General features: G+C 48.8%; 18 protein-coding genes. 5 read left to right on the forward strand and 13 right to left on the reverse strand.

Annotated features, from left to right (window positions below; genetic code table 11):
• Positions 1 to 26: 26 nt before the first annotated feature.
• Positions 27 to 1,697 (forward strand): methyl-accepting chemotaxis protein, encoded by a 1,671-nt coding sequence (locus LRP49_RS12960; RefSeq protein ID WP_274142690.1) that lies wholly within the window; start codon positions 27 to 29, stop codon positions 1,695 to 1,697.
• A gap of 54 nt (positions 1,698 to 1,751) precedes the next feature.
• On the opposite strand, the gene LRP49_RS12965 is transcribed toward LRP49_RS12960, so the two are convergent.
• Both LRP49_RS12965 and tpiA read right to left on the reverse strand, forming a co-directional pair.
• Entirely contained in the window at positions 1,752 to 2,216 is a 465-nt protein-coding gene (locus tag LRP49_RS12965) for a tRNA (cytidine(34)-2'-O)-methyltransferase (protein WP_274142692.1), read from the reverse strand.
• A 129-nt stretch (positions 2,217 to 2,345) separates the two neighbouring features.
• Positions 2,346 to 3,116: a triose-phosphate isomerase gene (gene tpiA, locus LRP49_RS12970; RefSeq protein WP_274142693.1), complete on the reverse strand. Its 771-nt coding sequence runs from the start codon at positions 3,114 to 3,116 to the stop codon at positions 2,346 to 2,348.
• Between the two features lie 279 nt (positions 3,117 to 3,395).
• Here tpiA and LRP49_RS12975 point away from each other — a divergent pair, with 279 nt between their 5' ends.
• The gene (locus tag LRP49_RS12975) at positions 3,396 to 3,749 is read left to right on the forward strand and encodes a 5-carboxymethyl-2-hydroxymuconate Delta-isomerase (RefSeq protein WP_274142695.1); all 354 of its coding nucleotides are present in this window, start codon (positions 3,396 to 3,398) and stop codon (positions 3,747 to 3,749) included.
• A gap of 38 nt (positions 3,750 to 3,787) precedes the next feature.
• On the opposite strand, the gene LRP49_RS12980 is transcribed toward LRP49_RS12975, so the two are convergent.
• The 3 genes from LRP49_RS12980 to LRP49_RS12990 all read right to left on the reverse strand — a co-directional run bounded on the left by LRP49_RS12980 (position 3,788) and on the right by LRP49_RS12990 (position 5,791).
• On the reverse strand, positions 3,788 to 4,126 hold the full coding sequence (locus LRP49_RS12980; RefSeq protein WP_274142697.1) for a DUF3135 domain-containing protein: 339 nt from the start codon (positions 4,124 to 4,126) through the stop codon (positions 3,788 to 3,790).
• 281 nt (positions 4,127 to 4,407) lie between these two features.
• Positions 4,408 to 5,151, reverse strand: coding sequence for a ferredoxin--NADP reductase (locus tag LRP49_RS12985; RefSeq protein WP_274142699.1), 744 nt, complete (start codon positions 5,149 to 5,151; stop codon positions 4,408 to 4,410).
• A gap of 19 nt (positions 5,152 to 5,170) precedes the next feature.
• Complete coding sequence (locus LRP49_RS12990) at positions 5,171 to 5,791, reverse strand: helix-turn-helix transcriptional regulator (RefSeq protein ID WP_274142701.1); 621 nt, start codon at positions 5,789 to 5,791, stop codon at positions 5,171 to 5,173.
• Between the two features lie 382 nt (positions 5,792 to 6,173).
• Between LRP49_RS12990 and LRP49_RS12995 the strand changes: the two genes are divergently transcribed.
• The gene (locus LRP49_RS12995; protein WP_274142703.1) at positions 6,174 to 7,199 is read left to right on the forward strand and encodes an HlyD family secretion protein; all 1,026 of its coding nucleotides are present in this window, start codon (positions 6,174 to 6,176) and stop codon (positions 7,197 to 7,199) included.
• A 46-nt stretch (positions 7,200 to 7,245) separates the two neighbouring features.
• Entirely contained in the window at positions 7,246 to 8,730 is a 1,485-nt protein-coding gene (locus tag LRP49_RS13000) for a DHA2 family efflux MFS transporter permease subunit (protein WP_420791570.1), read from the forward strand.
• A 51-nt stretch (positions 8,731 to 8,781) separates the two neighbouring features.
• Here the strand turns inward: LRP49_RS13000 and glpX are convergent, their stop codons facing one another.
• Both glpX and glpK read right to left on the reverse strand, forming a co-directional pair.
• Complete coding sequence (gene glpX / locus LRP49_RS13005) at positions 8,782 to 9,789, reverse strand: class II fructose-bisphosphatase (protein WP_274142706.1); 1,008 nt, start codon at positions 9,787 to 9,789, stop codon at positions 8,782 to 8,784.
• Positions 9,790 to 9,953: 164 nt separating this feature from the next.
• The gene (gene glpK, locus LRP49_RS13010) at positions 9,954 to 11,459 is read right to left on the reverse strand and encodes a glycerol kinase GlpK (RefSeq protein ID WP_274142708.1); all 1,506 of its coding nucleotides are present in this window, start codon (positions 11,457 to 11,459) and stop codon (positions 9,954 to 9,956) included.
• 613 nt (positions 11,460 to 12,072) lie between these two features.
• Here glpK and zapB point away from each other — a divergent pair.
• Entirely contained in the window at positions 12,073 to 12,315 is a 243-nt protein-coding gene (gene zapB / locus LRP49_RS13015; protein WP_274142710.1) for a cell division protein ZapB, read from the forward strand.
• Between the two features lie 59 nt (positions 12,316 to 12,374).
• Here the strand turns inward: zapB and rraA are convergent, their stop codons facing one another.
• The 6 genes from rraA to cytR all read right to left on the reverse strand — a co-directional run bounded on the left by rraA (position 12,375) and on the right by cytR (position 17,819).
• Positions 12,375 to 12,860, reverse strand: coding sequence for a ribonuclease E activity regulator RraA (rraA, locus tag LRP49_RS13020; RefSeq protein ID WP_274142711.1), 486 nt, complete (start codon positions 12,858 to 12,860; stop codon positions 12,375 to 12,377).
• Between the two features lie 149 nt (positions 12,861 to 13,009).
• On the reverse strand, positions 13,010 to 13,915 hold the full coding sequence (locus tag LRP49_RS13025; RefSeq protein WP_274142713.1) for a 1,4-dihydroxy-2-naphthoate polyprenyltransferase: 906 nt from the start codon (positions 13,913 to 13,915) through the stop codon (positions 13,010 to 13,012).
• A 143-nt stretch (positions 13,916 to 14,058) separates the two neighbouring features.
• Positions 14,059 to 15,393: an HslU--HslV peptidase ATPase subunit gene (gene hslU, locus LRP49_RS13030; protein WP_274142715.1), complete on the reverse strand. Its 1,335-nt coding sequence runs from the start codon at positions 15,391 to 15,393 to the stop codon at positions 14,059 to 14,061.
• A gap of 15 nt (positions 15,394 to 15,408) precedes the next feature.
• The gene (gene hslV / locus LRP49_RS13035) at positions 15,409 to 15,933 is read right to left on the reverse strand and encodes an ATP-dependent protease subunit HslV (RefSeq protein WP_274142717.1); all 525 of its coding nucleotides are present in this window, start codon (positions 15,931 to 15,933) and stop codon (positions 15,409 to 15,411) included.
• A gap of 153 nt (positions 15,934 to 16,086) precedes the next feature.
• Positions 16,087 to 16,647, reverse strand: coding sequence for an SPOR domain-containing protein (locus tag LRP49_RS13040; RefSeq protein WP_274142719.1), 561 nt, complete (start codon positions 16,645 to 16,647; stop codon positions 16,087 to 16,089).
• A gap of 140 nt (positions 16,648 to 16,787) precedes the next feature.
• Complete coding sequence (cytR, locus tag LRP49_RS13045; protein ID WP_274142808.1) at positions 16,788 to 17,819, reverse strand: DNA-binding transcriptional regulator CytR; 1,032 nt, start codon at positions 17,817 to 17,819, stop codon at positions 16,788 to 16,790.
• Between the last annotated feature and the right edge of the window lie 83 nt (positions 17,820 to 17,902).

Raw genomic sequence — 17,902 nt, forward strand, 5'->3', positions numbered from 1 at the left:
CGCGTTTTTTAGGAGCAGGTTAGCTTATGTCCTCTCAGATGACCATCAAACAACGACTTACTCTGTTCGTGGCTTTGGTGTGCGGTATACAAATTTTTGTTGGTGCTTTTGTCTTCTACAAACTGGCTTACATTGAAGGCCACGTGGGAGGTGTAGCACAGCGAGATATCCCTGTTCTTGCGGCCATTAGCCGCGCGACAGAACATCAGCTTGAGCAGCGAATTCACTACAACAAGGCATTTCGCTATGCGCTTGAAGTCGGCCAAGAACCCAATGCTGAAGCGAATTATGCCAAGGAAAAAGCTTATTTCTACGAGCTTGGTGAAAAAGTAGGGAAAGATAAAAAAGAGATTAAAACACTGCTTTCTGAGGGTGTAGAAAGAGGAACAGAAGAAGAAAAACGCGCGTTTTCGGCTGCCAACAGTAAGCTAAACGACATAGTCGCAATGCATGAAAAGTGGGTGGTACATGTCGAAAATGTTTTCAAAGAGCTCGAAGGCAAGCATTTCCACGACGCTGAGGTGCTTGATGAAGTCGTCGGTGAAGAGGCAGAAACCACGACCAAAATGGTTGATAGCCTATTAACGGATATCGGTAAATTTACTGAAGCCGCAGTCACTGACATCGAAAAACGTGCTGTTGTCTTGGAAATCACCCTGCTTGGTTCCGTAGTGTTGGCGCTCATTGTCGCCATCATCATGTCCAAAATCATCCTCAGTCGCATTTATGCAGGTCTTAACAAAGTATCAGATGCTCTGGCCGTTCAAGCCTCTGGGGATTTTAGCCAAGTAGGCGTTATCGACGAGCCAGGTATTATTGGCGAGCTTCAAAAAAACATGGAAGGCACACGAAAGAGCACGAATGCCATGATCGCTAAAGTCGCAGCTGAAGTGTCTGAAGCGGCAAATGCGCTGAACATTGCGTCACAAAGTGTAAAAAGCAACAGCGATGCTCAAAGCGGAGAGATAATGCAGGTTGCAACAGCCGTTAATGAAATGTCCGCGACCGCACAGGAAATTGCAAATAGCTCATCTCGGACGCAGAAAGCCACGGAAAATGCATCGTTGCAATCATCCGAGAGTATGCGCGTAAATGGGGAGGCGATGAAGCAGACTCAAGCTCTGATTGAAAGCCTAACCCAGTCCAGTGATGCATTGACTGAGCTGGAGAAAAACAGTGGCAATATTGCGTCAGTGCTAGATGTTATTAAAGGCATTGCTGAGCAAACTAACTTGCTGGCATTGAATGCGGCAATTGAAGCCGCGAGAGCGGGTGAGCAGGGAAGAGGCTTTGCTGTCGTTGCTGATGAAGTACGGAGCCTGGCGCAGCGCACGCATGATTCAACGTCTGAAATTGAATCTATGATTGCTCAACTTAGCGCTGTGACAAAAGAAGCCGTTGATACCATGGAGAAAAGTTGTGAAATCGGTGATAAGACCATTCAACTGGCACGTCAGTCAGGGGATTATTTGTCTAAGGCCGGTGAAGCGACAACCGAAGTGACAGACATGAATTTACATGTGGCGAGTGCCGCTGAACAACAAAGCAGTGTCGTCGAAGAAATCAATATTAACGTGAATAAAATTAGTGAGATGGCAGAACAGAGTGCACATGAAGTGGAAAGTTTGGTGCAAGCGACGGGCAAACTGAATCAAATTGCCTCAGAGCTTCAGCAGTCTGTTGGGCAGTCGCGTTAAGTTAAATTACGCAGGTAAATACGAAAAAAGCAGGCGATGGCCTGCTTTTTTTAATTAGATACCACCTTGGAACCCGAGTTGTCGCCACGCTTCATAGCAAATGATGGAGACCGAGTTAGAAAGGTTTAAACTGCGACTGCTTGGCACCATAGGTACGCGAATGCGGTGATCGGCAGAGAACGCATCGCGGACGAGATCGGGTAAACCGCAGGTTTCTGAGCCAAACAAAAACACATCCCCCTCTTGGTAGCTAACGTCAGCATGTGGACGGCTGCCCTTGGTGGTGCAAGCAAAAATGCGGCGTTCGCCCATAGCTTCCAGAAACGCACCGTAGTTCGGATAGCGCGTCACATTGGTGAGGTCATGGTAGTCCAACCCAGCCCGGCGCAGTTTCTTTTCCTCAAAGTCGAACCCGAGAGGTTCAATAAGGTGAAGCTTGCAGCCTGTATTGGCAGCAAGGCGGATAATATTGCCAGTATTGGGCGCAATTTGAGGTTCGTACAATGCAATATGAAACATGGTCTACCGTGGCGTAGTCAGAACAAAGACGCAGTATAGCCGTCAGTTGATTTTGCCTTCAAGGTGCTAAAAAACAAAAAGGAGAAGCCTTGGCTTCTCCTTTGGTTTTTCAGACTTAGCTGAAAGATATTAGTTTTTCGCTTTTGCAGCTGCTTTCGCGATAGCGGCAAAGCTGTCTGCAACCAGTGCAGCACCGCCAACCAGCGCACCATCGATGTCTGGCTGTGCGAAGTATGCTTCCGCGTTTTCAGGCTTAACAGAACCGCCGTATTGAATAACAACGTTCTTCGCCACTTCTTCGCTCTTCGCTGCAATGTGAGCACGGATCGCTGCGTGAATACGCTGTGCGTCGTCTGCAGTTGCTGCTTTACCCGTACCGATTGCCCAGATTGGTTCGTACGCGATTACTGCGCCGTTCAGAGCTTCAACACCTTGAGTGTCAATTACTGCGTCCAGCTGGCGTGCACAAACCGCAACGGTTTCGCCTGCTTCGTTTTGTGCTTCAGACTCACCGATACACAGAACAGGAACCAGACCGTTCTCTTTCAGGAATGCGAATTTCTTAGCAACAAACTCGTCAGACTCAGCGTGGTATTCACGACGCTCAGAGTGACCGATGATGATGTGAGTTGCACCGAAGTCTTTCAGCATTTCCGGAGAAATGTCACCTGTGAACGCACCGCTCGCGTTCAGGTCGACGTTCTGTGAACCCAAAATGATTTTGCTTTCCGCTTTACCTAGCAGTTGTTCTGCCAGATCCAAGTACATAACAGGTGGCGCGATAGCAACATCAACACCTTCTACACCATTAAGTTCAGCTTCAAGACCTTTGATAAGCTCAGCTACCATTGTCTTGTTACCGTTAAGTTTCCAGTTACCCATTACTAGTGGACGGCGCATAGGAATTTCTCCGTAATCCAATTATCAAAATCAATTGCTGGGAACGATAGCAGCAGACCTACTCCCGTTTCCTGCTCAAAATCATAAATGCCATCGTTTTTACGCGTTTTACGCTGAAATGTGAACCTTTGAGTAACAAATTTTCGTAATTTATTTTCGGAACCGCTTGAAAAATATAACGCCAGCACGATGTGATCTGATGGGAATAATCACCCCACCAGTAACATTCGCTCGAATGGATAGAGTAAAGTGGCTCATTATCGTAACAAGGAGCAAGTTATGCCTCATATTGTCATGGAGTACAGTGACCCGGTCTCTGAGCGTGTAAATGTCGGTCAGTTGCTGGAAGATTTGCATAAAGCAGCGATCGGTAGTGGAGAATTTAACCCTAGCGATGTCAAATCACGTGCGTATGCATCGCATGAGTGGTTGGTTGCGCAGTTGGATAATCAGGCAGACTTCATTCACGTCACGTTATGGCTGCTTTCGGGGCGCGATGAGAAACAAAAGCACAACCTTAGCCATGCCTTGTTAGATGTGATGAGTTTTCACGCGCCAGAAGTGGCGAGTTTATCTGTCGATGTGAGAGACATGGATAGGCGTTGGTACGCCAAAATAAAACGAGAAGAATGAAAAAAGCGGCGGTGGCGAACCACCGCTCAAAAACTGAGTTAGCCCTCAGCAGCCAGAGAATCTCTGCCTTGCTTCGGATGCAATGTAGTGACGGTTGCGCTTTTCTCAGTTAAAGCTGATGGGTCATTGATAGCGGTTGCAAAGCGATCAAATTGGCGCATGAGCTCTTTCATTAATAATGCATTGACGTGGTTAGGGTTTTTCCCAGTTTCAATGACACGGTTAATGTGGCTCATTTGAGCGCGCAGTTTGGGCTGCATGCTCTCACTGGCACTTTGAATGATCTCTTCACTCATCTCGATACGCAGTGTTTCCAGTGCTTGTGGGTCCTTTTCCGCTAACGCTTTTAATTCATCAAATGAAGGCAACGTTTTCATGGCATTACTCCTCTGTCTGCGCATGACTTGCCTTTGACTATACGGTTAAAAAGTGAGCGATCAATCACATTGGTGGCTCATATATGAGACAGATAATGTCAACTGATTAGGTGTGTTTTGGGCTTGATACAGATAATTATCTGATCGCTTACAAAAACACGCCGTTCGGTAACGCAAAGTCTCATTTGCGAGAATGAGTGAAAAACTTTGTGATTTATCTTGGTGGCAGTAATTGGGCAGAAAAAAACGAGCCTTCGGCTCGTTTGATGTCGTAAAAACGTTTACCAGTATTGTTCGACGGTGATATTACCTGGCTTTTTACGAAGGTTCTTCTGAAGGCCTTTTTCGAGTAAGAGAGCTTTAACATCTTTGACCATCTGAGGATTTCCGCACAGCATAACCTGACTTTGCTCTGCACTCAAAGGAAAGCCAACCACCCGTTCTAACATACCATCTTCAAGGGCATGGGTTATGCGACCAGACAGCGCGCCTGCTTTGGGTTCTCGGCTGACAAACGGCTGAACAATCAATTGGTCACTGTATTTTTTCTTCAGCGCATTGATCTCCGCTTGGTAACTGAGATCGGCTGAGAAACGCACTGCATGGACGAGAACGACTTTTCTAAAGCGCTGCCATACATGGTCTTCTTGAAGGATAGAGAGAAAAGGTCCGAGTGCTGTTCCAGTCGAAAGCATCCAAAGGTGCTCGCCTTGTGGAATTTCATCGAGCGTGAAAAACCCCGCTGCATCTTTGGTTATCATTACGGTATCGCCGGCTTCAAGTTCGTGAAGGCGAGGAGAGAGCAGTCCGTCGGCGACGCGAGTGGCGTAGATTTCCAAGTGTTTGCTAGAAGGCGCATTGACATAAGAGTAAGCTCGCTGAACTAACTTACCGTCTATTTCGAGGCCAAGCTTGGCAAATTGACCTGCGGTAAATGCATCGACATCCGCGTCGAGAGTGAGGCTGAACAGATCTTTATTCCAGCGTCTGTTTTCGATAACTTCTGCTTTGATCCATGTTGCCATACACCCTCCTTAAGCGTTTTTAATCGCGAGCTTGTACCTTATATGTGCAGCGTCGCTGCCCTTCGATAATATGTTCATCTCTCGTCACTTTGTATTCACTGCCGAGTACGGTTTTGAAAATGTTCTTTTCGGATTTACACAGTGCAGGACAACGTTTCGCAGCCTGACAGATGGGGCAGTGGTTCTCGATCAGCAGGAATCCATCGTCGGCTTCCTGAAGTTCGGCCATATAACCTTCGCTCTCTCTAAGATACGCCAAGGTTTCCAATTTAGCCTTTAAATTGTGGCAATCTTTGAGCGCTTCGCGGTATTGGTGCAACGTTTTCTCTTCCCGTTGCTGGATCACTTTTGCCAGCCCATCTTCACCAAATAGGCTTGCAACGGAGTCAATCACTGAGATAGCAAGGTCACCGTGGCTGTCAGCAAAGCGGCGATGCCCTTCGGCTGTGAGAGCCCAATGGCGAGTCGGACGACCAACTTTGACGCGAATATCACTGAAGTCGACCAACCCATCCTCTTCCATTGTTTGCAAATGTTGGCGAATACCCATTGTGGTCATTCCCATTTCATCTGCCAACGTGCGGGCACTAATCGCGCCTTCACGTTTTATTTTGTGTAGGATTTTATCGACTGTTTTCATCGCGCTTTGGTCACTCCTTTTGATTCCTCACAACACACTGTAATGCACCCTTTCGGATTTCAGCCTTCATCTATCGAGACAGACTCACATCGCCTTACAGGGGGTTTCTAACATTATGGCTGGAGGTGGCTAAATAAAGCAATATCTTTACTAACTTATTATTGGCCATCCCTCACATCATGTTTCATTAACGGTTAAATACATTTCACTTTTAGATGTTTGCAAAAAATGAGCTGGTGTCACAATGGTAAGCCCCATCAAAAAAATCGTCCTGATATCAGCAGTTGCCGCACAAACTACAAACTGATTACTAGACTTGTTGCTATTCAAGCCTTCGGTAAGGCTGCTGATTAAAGACGTCTGACGGCCATCAGGAGGTCGCATGGAAGAAAAAAAATCTTTGTCGATTAAAAACCTCGTTATCTTTGCAGCGATTGCCGCTGTACTCATTTCGGCAGGCTATTTTTACGTTCGACATCAAGAGCAATACCCAAGTACCGACGACGCCTACATTCATGGCAACATTCTTTATCTCGCTCCTCAAGTCAGCGGCCAACTGATCGAAATGAATGTGGTGGACTTCCAGCATGTGGACAAAGGCATGGTGATTGCGCGTATAAACCCAGCCCCTTATCAGGCCCGCTACGAGCAAGCAAAAGCGGTCTATGAAAATGCCACTTCTGCCAACAAAGCAACCAGTGACGCCATCGTTGGAGCCAGTGCACAAATCAAATCTGCTACGGCACAGTTGCTTGATATTCAAGAAAAGTATCGTCGCAACATGGCGTTGGTAGAACGCGGGTTGTTGCCACGACAACAAGGTGACGATTTAAAAGCTGAGCTTGCTGCAGCGAAGAATAATTTGGATGTTGCTCGTGCACACATGTCTCAGTTGATCAGTGAGCAAGGCGCAACAGGTGATGAAGCCCCTGCGGTTAAGCAAGCGGCTGCGGCGTTGTCAGAAGCGTCTTTGAATCTGTCTTACACCGAAATCATTGCTCCATCCTCAGGCAAGCTCGGTGATGTCAATGTGCGTCCAGGCAGTGTGGTGGCGACAGGGCAGTCTATGATGCCGCTGGTGGAAGATAATTCATTCTGGGTGCAGGCCAATTACAAAGAAGGGGACATTGGCTACATCAAACCCGGTATGACAGCCACTGTCGTATTGGATATGTATCCTGATACTGCGTTTAAAGGGTCAGTAGAGGCCATTTCTCCGGCGAGTGGATCGTCGTTCTCTTTGCTTCCGCCCGAAAATGCAACAGGGAATTGGGTGAAAGTCCCGCAGCGTTTCCCTGTTAAATTGTCAATTTCACCAGAGGCGGGAGAGCCGCCGCTTCGTGTGGGGGCCAGTGCCACAGTCACTATTGATACGCTGACTAAGGCGACTAAAGATGGTAGCCAATAACGACAACGGCGGAGCCATCGCGCTGCCTCCAGGTGGCAACCGTTTGATGATCACGGTCGCGGTCATGCTGTCCGCGATCATGGTGCTTCTCGACATGACCATCGCCAATGTGTCCCTGCCGCATATGATGGGGGCACTCGGTGTCACGTCTGAGCAAGTGACATGGGTTTTGACGTCATATTCTATGGCGGAGGCGATCTGCATCCCCCTTGCGAGCTATTTGAGTCTCAAATTTGGCGTCAGACGATTGCTGTTAGTCTCGGTTGCTGGCTTTATTGCGACGTCTGCACTTTGTGGTCAAGCGGATACGCTTACCGAGATGATTGTATTCCGAATCATGCAAGGTGCGTTTGGTGCCTCTGTCATTCCGCTGTCTCAGTCCATCATGGTGCAGATTTACCCACCGGAAGAGCGTGGCAAGGCGATGGCTCTGTTTTCCGTCGGTGTGTTGCTAGGGCCGATACTGGGCCCAACGGTTGGCGGCGTGATCACTGAGAACATGGACTGGCGCTGGATATTCTATGTGAATGTGCCAGTTGGCATTTTGTGTCTGACCTTGCTTGCCGTGTTTGTTCACCTCGATGGCCGTGGAAAGCACTCTGTTGATTGGCCGCTCGTATTTGGCATGGCAATAGGGATTGGCCTGTTGCAAATGGTGCTTGAGCGTGGGAATCAAGATAACTGGTTTGCCTCAAATACCATTCTGTTCTCGTTAGTGATCGCGGCGATCGCGTGGGCATTTTTCCTGATACGGTCTTTTCGAACTAAAGGCGACATCGCTCCGATGTGGTTGTTAAAAGACAGGAACCTGTTGTTATCGTGCATTGTGATGATGGGTTTCTCTATGGGGATGTTTGGTATCACGCAATTGCAGCCAATGATGCTGGAGCAGTTGCTGGGTTATCCTGTGGACACGACCGGTTTTGTGATGGCTCCCCGAGGGCTTGCTTCCGCCATTGTGCTGCTATCCATATCACGTTTTATTGACAGGCTAGACCCAAGAAAGCTGATCGTGATTGGCTTGCTGCTTAATGGTATCGGCAGCTTTATCATGATGCGCTATTCACTGGATATCGATGTCTATTGGGTGCTTTTACCAAGTATTATCCAAGGGGCAGGAATGGGGCTTGTCTTCGCGCCGCTGAGCCAATTGGCGTATGCGACGCTTGCACCAAATCAGGCAGTTGGCGGTGCTGTAGTGTTTAACCTCTGCCGAACCTTGGGTGGCTCATTTGGTATTTCGATCGTGAATACCTATTTCAGTCAGATACAGCAAAAAGAGTGGCATGCATTAGGCGGAGGTCTCACGCCAGACAATCCTTTGGTTCAGCAATTTGCTGCCTCCCAAGGGAAAGCGGTGACAGACCCAAGCTTTATTGCCCACCTGACACAAATGCTGCACCAGCAGTCAACATTGTTGGCCTTTGTGTATACCTTCGGCTTTATCATGGTGTCGTACTTTGTTTTGATCCCGTTACTGGCTTTGTTTAAAAAGCCGGTCAGGAATAAAACGCCCGCGAAAAGTACTTAACGCGTAAACAAAAAAAGCACGCCATGGCGTGCTTTTTTGAACCTCGCTCCCTTAGAGGATGAGCTCTTTCACCGCATCGTCTTTACGATCTAGGTAATGGGTCGATTTAATACGACGGATGGTGCGGCACTTGCCACGGATTAACAACGTCTCCGTGGTCGCGATATTGCCTTTACGCGCAATGCCTTCAAGCAGATCGCCTTTAGTAATGCCCGTCGCGGCGAAAATCACGTTGTCGCTGCTCGCCATGTCTTCCATTTTCAGGCGAATATTGGTCTCGATGCCCATTTCTTTACAGCGTGAGATTTCCAACTCGCCCATGCGGCGGTTTTCTTCGTTGTCTTCTTTCACTTCGTGGCGAGGAAGCAAACGACCGTTCATGTCACCGCCCAATGCGCGGATCACAGCTGCAGATACGACACCTTCTGGTGCACCACCAATGCCGTACATGACATCGACTTCGCTGTCAGGCATACACGTCAGGATAGAAGCGGCAACGTCGCCATCTGGGATCGCGAACACCTTGATACCCATTTCCTGCATTTCACGGATGGTGTCATCGTGTCGTGGCTTAGCCAGTGTGGTGACAACCAATTCATCCAGTGTCTTGTTTAGTGCCTTTGCAATGTTGATTAAGTTGTCACGCAGGGGCAGTTCTAGGTTGATCGCGCCTTTTGCTTCAGGACCGACAACCAGCTTTTCCATGTACATGTCTGGTGCTTTCAGGAACGAGCCTTTTTCGCCAGCTGCCAAAACAGCCAGTGCATTCGACTGACCCATTGCTGTCATGCGGGTGCCTTCGATAGGATCAACTGCGATATCAACCGCGTCACCACCCATACCTACTTTTTCACCGATGTAGAGCATTGGCGCTTCGTCAATTTCGCCCTCACCGATAACAATTTCACCTTCAATCTCAGTCTTGTTAAGCAGAATACGCATAACCTCTACAGCTGCACCGTCTGCTGCGTTCTTGTCACCGCGGCCAAGCCACTTGTAACCCGCCAGTGCTGCGCCTTCTGTGACGCGTGAAAAAGCCATCGCTAAATCGCGTTTCATCCTAACTCCAGAGAATGTAATACATGAAAGTGGGGCGTTGCCGACACCATACGTCGACAACGAAAAAGCTCGGCGCGGATTCTACCATAAGCCAAAAGTAAACGTTTGCGTTTTTGGAGATCGAAGCACGACGACGTGATATTGCACATCGTCGTGACAAGGGGTTAGTGCTGCTCCCAGCCTTTTGAACATTCAACGGCGCGTTGCCAACCGCGATGACGACGTTCGCGCTTGCCGTCATCTTCACAAGGCGTAAAGACACGGTCGATTTCCGACTTTCCTCGTAGCTCATCAATGCTGCCCCAAAAGCCTACGGCGAGACCTGCAAGGTAGGCCGCTCCCAATGCAGTGACTTCTGTAACTTTTGGTCGCTGTACTTCTGTATTAAGCACGTCAGATTGGAATTGCATGAGGAAATTATTCGCCACGGCACCCCCGTCGACTTTCAGGAAATCGAGTTTGATACCGGAGTCGGCTTCCATTGCGGTCAACACATCTAAAGATTGATAAGCGATGCTTTCTAGGGTTGCGCGAATAATGTGGTTCGCGTTGACACCTCGCGTGATCCCAACGATGGTGCCGCGCGCGTACGGATCCCAATGCGGTGCCCCGAGACCCGTGAAAGCAGGCACAACATACACGCCGTTACTGGTGGCGACTTGGGTGGCGAAATATTCTGAGTCTTTGGCATCTCGAATTAACTTCATTTCATCACGTAGCCATTGAATCGACGCGCCGCCCATAAACACCGCACCTTCCAGTGCGTATGCGACTTCACCTTTTGGACCGCAGGCGAGGGTAGTGAGAAGACCATTTCGCGACGTGACCTTCTCTTTGCCCGTGTTCATCAAAAGGAAGCATCCCGTGCCATAGGTGTTCTTGGCTTGACCCGCTTCTACACACATCTGACCGAATAGTGCCGCTTGTTGATCGCCAGCGATGCCTGCGATAGGTATACGCGTACCCCCTTTACCGCCAATATTGGTTTCACCGTAAACCGTAGAGGAGGCTTTGACCTCAGGCATCATGGAGGCGGGGATGTTCAGCGCACTAAGCAGGGTTGGATCCCACTCCAGTGAATTAATGTTAAACAGCATGGTGCGGCTGGCATTGGTATAGTCAGTGACGTGGATGCGCCCTTGCGTCATTTTCCAAATCAGCCAAGTATCGATGGTACCAAAGAGCAAATCGCCTTTTTCGGCGAGTTCCTGCGCGCCTTCTACATGATCGAGTATCCATTTGATTTTGGTGCCAGAGAAGTAAGGGTCAACCACTAGGCCTGTATTCTCGAGGACATAATCCTCATAGTCGTCTGCCTTTAGTTGCTCACAGATAGGGGCGGTTCGTCGACATTGCCAGACGATGGCGTTGTAGATGGGCTTACCGGTATGGCGGTTCCACACCACGGTAGTTTCACGTTGGTTGGTAATACCTATGGCGGCGACTTGGTCAGAACGGATACCCGCTTTTCCGAGAGCCTCTACCAGGGTGGCACTTTGTGTGGCAAAAATTTCTAACGGGTCATGCTCTACCCAGCCAGATTCAGGGTAAATCTGGGTAAACTCCCGTTGCGCTGCTGTGACGATATTCGCGTCATGATCTAGGATCACCGCACGAGAGCTGGTGGTTCCCTGATCCAAAGCAACGACATATTTTTGCTCGGTGCTCATAAGGTATCCTCTTCATATTGTTACTTAAAGCGTAGTGCCGAGTAAGACTGGCTGTAAGGTGCGCTAACGCTTTCGTGATTATTGCACGAAATATAAAGCGTCTCGGGCATTGAAACGAACTTCATATAAACGTAGAACATTGAAATGTGCGTTCGCGCATTTATTGACTATTTTTTGCTCGTTTGAGCATTAAAGTCTTTCCCAAAAATGACAATCGACGCATTCAGGTGTGTTGAGATAACAAAAAAGAAAAAAGGCTGACAGAAAACTGTCAGCCCGGCCTAGAGTGGCAAATCTTGGAATACTCCAAGAGAGATACGATCCTATTTACACTATCATGCCAAAAGTGAATAAAAATTGAATGGGATCGCATTATTAGTCACTTTGTGCTATCGAATTGCTTAGATTCGTAAAAGATGAGATTTAAGAAGGTGTTAGCGATGGTGCTTTTTTGTTCGCTTGTGATCTAAAAGTGTATAAGGAAGGTGCGACCATCGCCGTGCGCCGTTAGAATAGGATCTTCGGGACGCGTGAGGCAATCATGCCTGTTGGCGCAAGCCTTGGTAAGGTTCGCGTATTACGCTTACAACGTTGGAATATATAGGTGGCCTTGATGTCATTGGAAATTTTAGAGCAGCTTGAAGCCAAAGTTCAAATGGCTGTAGACACGATTTCGTTGCTGCAAATGGAAATCGAAGAATTAAAAGAACAAAATGAATCACTGGGCCGTGAATCTGATGCAGTGCGCGAAAACCGCGATGCGTTGGAACAAGAAAACGCGCGCTTGAAAGCGGACCACGATGCATGGCAACAACGTATTCGTAGCCTGCTGGGCAAAATCGAAGAAGTTGAATAACAAAAAACAGAGCCGAATGGCTCTGTTTTTTTATTGGCGTATACCTACGTCGTTTCAGACTATTCGATATCAATCGGCTCTTGCGACAGGATAACGCCCGTGGTGTCAGCGTATAGGTGATCTTCTGGAATGAAGGTAACACCACCGAAGTTCACTGGCACTTCGACTTCACCAATACCTTGACTGTCTGCGCCGACAGGAATAGAAGCAAGTGCCTGAATGCCGATATCAAACTCATCCAGCGCATCCACATCGCGTACACAGCCGTACACTACGATGCCTTCCCAATTGTTCTCAGCAGCCATGGCAACGATGTCAGCGTCAATAAGCGCGCGTCGTAATGAGCCACCACCGTCAACGAGCATGACGCGGCCTTCGCCTTCCTGCTCTGCAACTTGACGGATCACACCATTGTCTTCGAAGCATTTCACTGTGGTGATCTTGCCGCCAAACGAGCTTCGTCCACCGTAAGAGTTCATCATTGGTTCAAGTACATCAACCTGATCCAGGTACATGTCGCACAGTTCGGAGGTATTGTATTCCATAATCAGACTTCTTCTTGAGACGTATAAATGCCGGGAGGCAAGACAGTAGCTGCCGAAAAGGTAGCAGCTACCCTATGCAAAAAAGTATAACGAGACGCAAGGGCTTTGCAATGACTCAAAACACAAATCGTCTGCCTTTCTTCGCTGTATTATTGCAGCAGGATTCCAGCCGCAAACAAGATGTTAGTCAATAAGGCGACTTTCACCATATCACCCATCATTGGGCGCAGCGTTTCTCCATCTCTTGCACGCCAAACGGCTAAACCATGTTTGATGGCCATTGGCAACGACAGGGCGAATATCCAGCCCAGTAGGCTAAGGTGCTCCATTGCGGCAAATGCGGCAAAACAGAAAAATGCGCCTGATAACAACAGTTGATGGTAAATACGACCCCATCTCGGCCCCATGCGCACCACTAACGTGTGCTTACCACACGCGCGATCGTTGTCGATATCGCGAAGGTTATTAATGTTCAGCACCCCAACGGCCAGTAATCCGCATGCGGTGGCGGGCAGTAATACGGAAGAATCCAGACCGCCTGTTTGCAGGTAGTACGTCCCTGCAACACCTAACCAACCGAAGAAAATTAGAACGGACAGATCACCAAGTCCTTGGTAACCATAGGGCTTGTTGCCGACGGTGTAGCAAATGGCAGCAACAATCGCTAATGCGCCTAGGCCGATGAAGCTGAGTATGTCCGTGGGCTTATCAAAGGCCGTGAATACCAGTGCAGCGCCCGCTGCCATGGTCAGAATGACATTGAAGAGCATGGCACTTTTCATGGCTTTAGGTGTGACTAAGCCTTGTTGAATAGCCCGTTTGGGGCCTAAGCGGTCTTCATTATCTGTCCCTTTGACGGCATCGCCGTAGTCGTTGGCAAGATTGGACAAAATTTGCAGCAGTAAAGCGGTAACCAACGCTAGCAGAGTAATAGACAGGGAAAAGGCCGAAGTCTGCGCAGCAACAGCACTGCCTGATAATATACAGGCAATCGCGAGTGGCAGGGTTTTCGGACGTGCGGCTTCAAGCCAAATTTTAAAGGTGGACACAGACATAGCCTTGGCAAACCAAAATAACGCAGGTGACATTATTGGTGTTTTTGTCACGTTGAGCAATGTCGATACTGAATCCCCCTCATAGGAAAATGAAAACTGAAAAAAAAACGGGCAACCTATGGCTGCCCGTTTTCGTTTATCCGTTAAAGGATAAAGCGGCTCAGATCTTCGTCATCAACCAATTCTTCAAGGTGGCCACGAACGTAGTCTGCGTTGATTTCGAAAGCGTCACCACCACGCTCACTCGCGTCGTAAGAGATTTCATCAACCAGACGCTCCATCACAGTGTGAAGACGACGTGCACCGATGTTCTCAGTTCTTTCGTTCACACGCCATGCCGCGTTTGCGATCTCTTCGATGCCGTCTTGAGTGAAGGTAAGACTGACGTCTTCGGTACCCATCAGTGCAGAGTACTGTGCAGTCAACGACGCATTTGGCTCAGTCAGAATGCGTTGGAAGTCAGATGCAGTCAGTGCTTCAAGCTCAACACGGATTGGCAGACGGCCTTGCAGTTCAGGGATCAGATCGGACGGCGCAGCTACTTGGAACGCACCCGATGCGATAAACAGGATGTGATCTGTTTTCACCATACCGTGTTTGGTAGATACGGTGCTGCCTTCAACCAGCGGCAGCAGATCGCGCTGAACACCTTCACGAGACACATCTGGGCCCGAGCTTTCACCGCGCTTACAAATCTTGTCGATTTCGTCGATGAACACGATACCGTTATTTTCCACCGATGCGATTGCTTGCTCTTTCAGCTCTTCTTGATTAACCAGTTTTGCAGCTTCTTCTTCAGTAACGGCTTTCAGTGCATCTTTCAGCTTCATCTTGCGCTTTTTCGATGCGCCATTACCACCAAGATTTTGGAACATGCTTTGCAACTGGTTGGTCATTTCTTCCATACCAGGAGGTGCCATGATCTCCATGCTCATCTGAGGTGCTGCAACATCGATTTCGATGTCTTTGTCATCCAGCTGGCCTTCACGAATTTTCTTGCGGAAGCTTTGGCGGGTAGAAGAATCTGTTTTTGACTCCTCGTTCTGGCCCCAAGCGTCGCGAGGTGGCGGTAGCAGCACATCAAGGATACGCTCTTCTGCCAGCTCTTCTGCGCGGAATTTTACTTTTTCCATCGCTTGCTGGTGGGTCATCTTGATAGCCACATCGGTCAGGTCGCGGATGATAGTTTCTACTTCCTTACCAACGTAACCCACTTCGGTGAATTTGGTCGCTTCGACTTTGATGAAAGGTGCATTCGCGAGTTTAGCCAAGCGACGTGCAATCTCGGTTTTACCCACACCAGTAGGGCCGATCATCAGAATGTTCTTAGGGGTTACTTCGGCGCGCAGATCGTCATTGAGCTGCATACGGCGCCAGCGGTTGCGCAGTGCGATAGCAACAGCACGCTTAGCTTTGTGCTGACCAATGATATGGCGGTCAAGTTCGGAAACAATTTCGCGTGGGGTCATTTCAGACATGATCTGATTCCTGCCTTAGTAATCTAATTCTTCGATGGTGTGGAACTGGTTGGTGAACACGCATATGTCACCAGCAATTGTCAGCGATTTTTCAGCAATCGTGCGTGCGTCCAGTTCGGTATTTTCCAGCAGGGCTGTCGCTGCTGCTTGGGCAAAGTTACCGCCCGAGCCAATAGCAATCAGATCATGCTCAGGCTGAACGACATCACCGTTACCTGTGATAACCAGTGATGCGGTTTCATCAGCAACTGCCAAGAGTGCTTCTAGTCGGCGCAAAGCGCGGTCGCTACGCCAGTCTTTAGCCAGTTCAACAGCTGCTTTGGTCAAGTGACCTTGGTGCATTTCAAGCTTACGCTCAAAACGTTCGAATAGGGTGAAAGCATCTGCGGTGCCGCCAGCGAAACCAGCCAGTACTTTGTTGTTGTACAGGCGGCGAACTTTACGGGCATTGCCTTTCATTACGGTATTACCCAGTGACACCTGGCCATCACCGGCGATCACTACTTTGCCGTTGCGGCGAACAGAAACGATAGTTGTCACGGTAGAACCTCTACTTTTCTTTCTGGTTTTTACCAGTATGGGTTGTTAAAAGAGGAGGTGGGGATGATAGGAAGGCAATTCAAGGGCAAAGTAGTGCATGGTGACTACTTTGCCTTAATTTTAAGCGGGTTATTTGGGGATATTTCGGAAAGTTTAATTCCAATACCAAATTGCGCACGGCTCGATACCCGCTCGCTTAAGCATGTTTCGGTCTTTTTCAGCTTCTCGCTTGAGCGGATACGGTCCCAACACGACGCGATACCATATCCCTTTTTCGCCTTGGCTGGTCTTGATGTGGCTTTCTAGCCCTTGGAACGCAATCATTGCCTTGCGCTCGTCAGCTTGGCTGGCACTGCGGTAGGCACCACACTGCATGAGGTACGGGCGAGTAGATACTTCCTGCTCGTTGGCTTCGACCGTCACCTTTTTGTTTTCAAGCTCTTCGATGTAGGTCCACTCTTCAACAGGTTTAGGCGGAATCACATCTTCTTTCTTGGGTGTCGATGGCTTGGTAGGGGCCACTTTTTCTGGCTGAGGTTTTGCTGGTGGCTCAGAGGTTGCTAAGTAGTAAAGGCCGTAACCAAATCCTGCAAGCAACACGAAAGCGAGCAGTGCCCACTTGAGGGGAAATGCTGACTTTGGAGGTTGTTTCTTTGTTGCCCGGGTTGGTTTTCGCGGTGATTTTCCGCGCTTGACATAGTCTCTGGTTGCCACTGATTTACGTATCTTTTTCGTCGAGTCGTTGGCTATATGGTACTGGCTTGATTGAAACTACGCCAGTGCTCAAGGGCGATTGATCTTCCAGTGTGTTGCGTTGCTGCAATTTTCTGGAAGCTCAATTGCCCCTTCGCGCTCTAGCGTGACGGTGGTGCCACACTCTCTCGAATGACGAGTTGCGCATCCAGCAAGCGAGAACCTGCTTGGACATCATTCCCTTTGAGGATTTTCAATAGCATTAACATGGCTTGTCGACCAATGTCATAGCGTGGTTGAGATACCGTCGTCAATGCTGGGTCGCAGTATTCGGCAAACTGAATGTCATCAAATCCAACAATGGAAATGTCGTGCGGTACACGGAAGCCAAGGCGCTTCGCTTGCTGCATCGCACCAATGGCCATGACATCTGAGTGGCAGAATACGGCAGTAGGAGGTGTCGGCAGCGACAGCAATGTGGTCATTGCACGCGCGCCTGCAGAAAATGTAAAGTCACCAGCAACGGTATAGGCGGGGTTAATGATCACACCACCTCGACGTAACGCTTGTTGATAGCCTTGTACGCGGAACTGGGTCAGAGCAGCATCTGGCGCACCTGTTATTTGCGCAATTTGCTTGTGACCGACTTGAGTCAGATAGTTCACAGCTTCAAAGGCGGCCGTCAGGTTGTCGATATGGACGGTCGGTAACTCCAACTCGGGCGCATATTCACAAGCCATGACAAGAGGCGGCAAATTCTTCTGTTCAGGTTTACTGACATCAAAGGGAAGATCGGTGCCGAGCAGCAGCATACCATCGGCTTGCTTGGTGAAGACGAGATTTACGAAAGAGCTTTCTCGACTTTCCTGTTGCCCACTGTCCCCAAGTAACACCAGATACCCGTGTTCCATCGCAGCTTCTTCGATGCCGCGAATGATCTCTGTAAAGTAAGGGTCACAGATGTCTGGCACGATCGCTACAATGGTCTTTGACTCATTGCGTCTTAGGTTTCGAGCGAGAGAGTTCGGGCTATAACCCGCTTCCATTACCGCTTGTTCGACTTTTTTTCGCGTAGACGCCGACACCTTCTCTGGGTTCATCAGCGCGCGGGATACCGTCGCCGTAGAGACGCCAGCCAGATGGGCAACATCCTTCATTGTCGCCATAGTAGTTTTCCTCTTGCTTGTTTTTATTGGCAAATGCTTCCCGTTAGGGACCTACAGCAATGAGACAACTATTGTCTACACCCTCTATCTTAATCTTATGGGGCTGTATT

The sequence above is a fragment of the Enterovibrio qingdaonensis genome, assembly GCF_028683135.1.
In the GTDB taxonomy this organism is placed as follows: domain Bacteria; phylum Pseudomonadota; class Gammaproteobacteria; order Enterobacterales; family Vibrionaceae; genus Enterovibrio; species Enterovibrio qingdaonensis.

Excerpts from the sequence above, each read along its gene's own strand:
- LRP49_RS12960 (WP_274142690.1), top strand. The coding sequence starts at position 27 with ATGTCCTCTCAGATGACCATCAAACAACGACTTACTCTGTTCGTGGCT.
- LRP49_RS12965 (WP_274142692.1), bottom strand. The coding sequence starts at position 2,216 with ATGTTTCATATTGCATTGTACGAACCTCAAATTGCGCCCAATACTGGC.
- tpiA (WP_274142693.1), bottom strand. The coding sequence starts at position 3,116 with ATGCGCCGTCCACTAGTAATGGGTAACTGGAAACTTAACGGTAACAAG.
- LRP49_RS12975 (WP_274142695.1), top strand. The coding sequence starts at position 3,396 with ATGCCTCATATTGTCATGGAGTACAGTGACCCGGTCTCTGAGCGTGTA.
- LRP49_RS12980 (WP_274142697.1), bottom strand. The coding sequence starts at position 4,126 with ATGAAAACGTTGCCTTCATTTGATGAATTAAAAGCGTTAGCGGAAAAG.
- LRP49_RS12985 (WP_274142699.1), bottom strand. The coding sequence starts at position 5,151 with ATGGCAACATGGATCAAAGCAGAAGTTATCGAAAACAGACGCTGGAAT.
- LRP49_RS12990 (WP_274142701.1), bottom strand. The coding sequence starts at position 5,791 with ATGAAAACAGTCGATAAAATCCTACACAAAATAAAACGTGAAGGCGCG.
- LRP49_RS12995 (WP_274142703.1), top strand. The coding sequence starts at position 6,174 with ATGGAAGAAAAAAAATCTTTGTCGATTAAAAACCTCGTTATCTTTGCA.
- LRP49_RS13000 (WP_420791570.1), top strand. The coding sequence starts at position 7,246 with ATGATCACGGTCGCGGTCATGCTGTCCGCGATCATGGTGCTTCTCGAC.
- glpX (WP_274142706.1), bottom strand. The coding sequence starts at position 9,789 with ATGAAACGCGATTTAGCGATGGCTTTTTCACGCGTCACAGAAGGCGCA.
- glpK (WP_274142708.1), bottom strand. The coding sequence starts at position 11,459 with ATGAGCACCGAGCAAAAATATGTCGTTGCTTTGGATCAGGGAACCACC.
- zapB (WP_274142710.1), top strand. The coding sequence starts at position 12,073 with ATGTCATTGGAAATTTTAGAGCAGCTTGAAGCCAAAGTTCAAATGGCT.
- rraA (WP_274142711.1), bottom strand. The coding sequence starts at position 12,860 with ATGGAATACAATACCTCCGAACTGTGCGACATGTACCTGGATCAGGTT.
- LRP49_RS13025 (WP_274142713.1), bottom strand. The coding sequence starts at position 13,915 with ATGTCTGTGTCCACCTTTAAAATTTGGCTTGAAGCCGCACGTCCGAAA.
- hslU (WP_274142715.1), bottom strand. The coding sequence starts at position 15,393 with ATGTCTGAAATGACCCCACGCGAAATTGTTTCCGAACTTGACCGCCAT.